The sequence below is a fragment of the Methylobacterium tarhaniae genome, assembly GCF_001043955.1.
Classification (GTDB): Bacteria; Pseudomonadota; Alphaproteobacteria; order Rhizobiales; family Beijerinckiaceae; genus Methylobacterium; species Methylobacterium tarhaniae.
On sequence record NZ_LABZ01000266.1, the window covers coordinates 1 to 3182 of the forward strand.

General features: G+C 72.1%; 4 protein-coding genes. 1 reads left to right on the forward strand and 3 read right to left on the reverse strand.

All coding sequences use genetic code 11. The annotated features are described in order from the left end of the window. Positions 1-25: 25 nt before the first annotated feature. Complete coding sequence (locus VQ03_RS28160) at positions 26-1141, reverse strand: PA0069 family radical SAM protein (protein WP_048454231.1); 1116 nt, start codon at positions 1139-1141, stop codon at positions 26-28. Positions 1142-1248: 107 nt separating this feature from the next. Here VQ03_RS28160 and VQ03_RS28165 point away from each other — a divergent pair, with 107 nt between their 5' ends. After that, a complete protein-coding gene (locus tag VQ03_RS28165; protein WP_048454232.1) occupies positions 1249-1764 on the forward strand; it encodes a hypothetical protein in 516 nt (171 codons plus the stop codon). Here VQ03_RS28165 and moaB read toward each other — a convergent pair. Together moaB and ypfJ are read right to left on the reverse strand one after the other, a co-directional pair. Beyond that, a complete protein-coding gene (gene moaB, locus VQ03_RS28170; protein ID WP_048454233.1) occupies positions 1730-2326 on the reverse strand; it encodes a molybdenum cofactor biosynthesis protein B in 597 nt (198 codons plus the stop codon). The two genes, VQ03_RS28165 and moaB, sit on opposite strands and share 35 nt — an antisense overlap. After that, a partial coding sequence (ypfJ, locus tag VQ03_RS28175; RefSeq protein WP_048454234.1) for a KPN_02809 family neutral zinc metallopeptidase occupies positions 2326-3182 on the reverse strand: 857 nt, incomplete at its 5' end. The genes ypfJ and moaB, both read right to left, overlap by 1 nt.

The following is a 3182-nucleotide window of genomic DNA, read 5'->3' on the forward strand; positions in this document are numbered from 1 at the left end:
CCCCTCCCCACGGCGCACCTGCGCGTCAGAACAGGCTGTACTGCCCGCCCGCCCGCACCGGCACCCGGAACAGGTCGGCCCGCAGCCGCAGCCGCTCGGGCGGGTAGCCGAGGCGGGTCATCGCCACGCGCATCCGCTGGTCCAGGAGGTCCGCGTAAGGACCGGTCCCGGTGAAGCGCCGGCCGTAAGCGGCGTCGTAGACCTTGCCGCCGCGGGCCTGGGCGAGGAGCGAAAAGGTGCGCGCGGCCCGGTCGGGATAATGCTCGGAAAACCAGTCGCGCATCAGGTCGGCGAGCTCGTGCGGCAGGCGCAGGAGGACGCCGCCGGCCTCGCGCGCCCCCGCCTCGCGGGCGCGGGCGAGCACGGCCTCGATCTCGTGGTCGTTGAGGCCCGGGATCAGCGGCGCCACCAGCACCATCACCGGCACGCCGGCCTCGGCCAGGGCCCGGATCGCGGCGAGGCGCTTCTCGGGCCGCGAGGCGCGGGGCTCCATCCGGCGGGCGAGGCCGGGATCGAGGGTGGTGACCGAGAGGGCGACCTTCACCAGGCCCTGCGCCGCCATCGGCGCCAGGATGTCGAGGTCGCGCAGCACGAGGTCGGACTTGGTGACGAGGCCGACCGGATGGCGGAAGCGCGCCAGCACATCCAGGATCTGCCGGGTCAGGCGGTAGCGCCGCTCGATCGGCTGGTAGGGATCGGTGGCGGTACCGAGCGCGATGGTGCGGGCCTCGTAGCCGCGGGCCGAGAGCTCCCGCTCCAGCAGCGAGGCCGCGTCGGGCTTGGCGAACAGCTTGGTCTCGAAGTCGAGCCCCGGCGACAGGCCCGCATAGGCGTGGTTCGGCCGGGCGAAGCAGTAGACGCAGCCATGCTCGCAGCCGCGATACGGGTTGATCGAGCGGTCGAAGCCGATATCCGGCGAATCGTTGCGGGTGATGAGCGTGCGCGCCCGCTCCAGCGTCACCTCGGTGCGCAGCGGCGGCAGGTCGTCGTCGCGGTCCCAGCCATCCGCGAAGGCCTCGCGCTCGGCGGCCTCGAACCGGCCGGTCGGGTTGGCGGTGGCGCCACGCCCGCGGCGGCTCTCCGCCGCCGGGGTCGATCCGGCGAGGCGGCGGCCCGCCTCCCGCCCGCATCCCGAATCCATCTCCGCCTCCGCACCGATCGCGGCCGAGCTTTGAACAAAACGGGAACAGACGCAAGTGCCAACGATCGAGGCAAGACGCGCCGCTTCCCATAAGCTATGGCGCAATCATGTTCACGGCTGCCATCCATCTTCCGGGCGCGATCGATCCGGAGCGCATCGATGCCCTCGCCGACACCCTGGCGGCTCTCGTGGCCGGCGTCGCGGCTGGCGTGGTGGGCGATGCGGTGATCGCGGCGGCGCATCCGGACGATCCGGAGATCGCCACCATGGCGGAGAGCACCGGTGCGGCCCTGGTGGCGAGGGGCCGCAGCCCGTGGGTGGCGGCGGCCGGGCTGGCGCGCCGGCCCTGGATGCTGTGCCTGGAGGCCGGCGACGTGCCGGCGGAGGGCTGGATCCGGGTGCTCGACCGGTTCGGCGCCACGACGAATCCTGAGGCGGTCGGCCGCCTGCGCCGCCCGCACGCGCCGCTCTTCGAGCGGATCGCCGGCCGGCGCGAGGCGCTGACCGGGACGCGCCAGGTGCGGGCCGGCGACCTCGTGCGGGTCCAGGCCCTCGGGGCGGGCCTGCCGCTGCGGACCCGCCTGCCGGTCAGGCCCCTGCGGGGGGCGCTGCTGCGGAGCTAGTCGCCGCCCCGCGCTTCAGGTGCTCGTCGAGGCGCGGCATGATCTCGACGAAGTTGCACGGCCGGTGCCGGTAATCGAGCTGCGCCGCCAGGATGCCGTCCCAAGCGTCCCGGCAGGCCCCGGGCGAGCCCGGCAGCACGAACACGTAGGTGGCGTTCACCACCCCGGCGGTGGCCCGCGACTGCAGCGTCGAGGTGCCGATCTTGTCGTAGGAGATGCGGTGGAAGATCGCCGAGAACCCGTCCATCCGCTTCTCGAACAGGGGCTCCACGGCCTCCGGCGTCACGTCGCGGCCGGTGAAGCCGGTGCCGCCCGTGGTGATGACCACGTCCACCCCCGGATCCGCCGCCCAGGCCTTCACCTGGGCCCGGATCGCCTCGACCTCGTCCGGCACGATCGCCCGGGCGGCGAGGCGGTGGCCCGCCTTTTCCAGCCGCTCCACCAGGGTATCGCCCGACCGGTCGTCCGCCAGGGTGCGGGTGTCCGAGACGGTGAGCACCGCGATAGTCAGCGGCACGAAGGCCCGGGCGGTGTCGAGGCGGGCTTGGTCGAGACCGGCCATCAGAGCTGCGCGGCCCGGAAGGTATCGCAGGACTGGGTCTGGCCACTGCGATAGCCGGTCTGGAACCAGCGCATGCGCTGGGCCGAGGAGCCGTGGGTGAAGGAATCCGGCACGACGTAGCCCTGGCTCTGCTTCTGGAGCTTGTCGTCGCCGATGGCGCTCGCCGCCTGCATCGCCTCCTCGATGTCGCCGGGCTCGAGGGCGTTGAAGCGGTCGTTCGAGTTCTTCGCCCAGACGCCGGCGAGGCAATCGGCCATCAGCTCGACGCGGACCGAGAGGGCGTTCGCCTCGCGCTCGCCGACCTGCTGCTGCTTCCGCTGCACCTTGGGCAGGATGCCGAGCACGTCCTGGACGTGATGGCCGACCTCGTGGGCGATGACGTAGGCATAGGCGAAATCGCCCTTCACCCGGAACTTCTGCTCCATCTCCTTGAAGAAGGAGGTGTCGAGATAGACCTTCTTGTCGAGCGGGCAGTAGAACGGCCCCATGGCGGCCCGGGCCTGGCCGCAGCCGCTGCGGGTGCCGCCGGTATAGAGCACCATCGTGGTCGGGGTGTATTGGCGGCCGGTCTGGTTCGGCAGCACCGTCTTCCACACATCCTCGGTATTGCCGAGGATCGCGGCGGCGAACTTGCCGGTCTGGTCGGAGGGGGCGCCGGTGCGCCGGTCGGGCTGCTGGCCCTGCTGCTCCTGCGGCGCGCGCTGGCGCGTGACCGTCTCGGCACCGCCGATCAGGATCGCCGGGTTGATGCCGGTGACCCAGCCGATGATGCACAGGATCACGATGGTGCCGATGCCCAGTCCCCCGGCACCATCGTGATCCTGTGCATCATCGGCTGGGTCACCGGCATCAACCC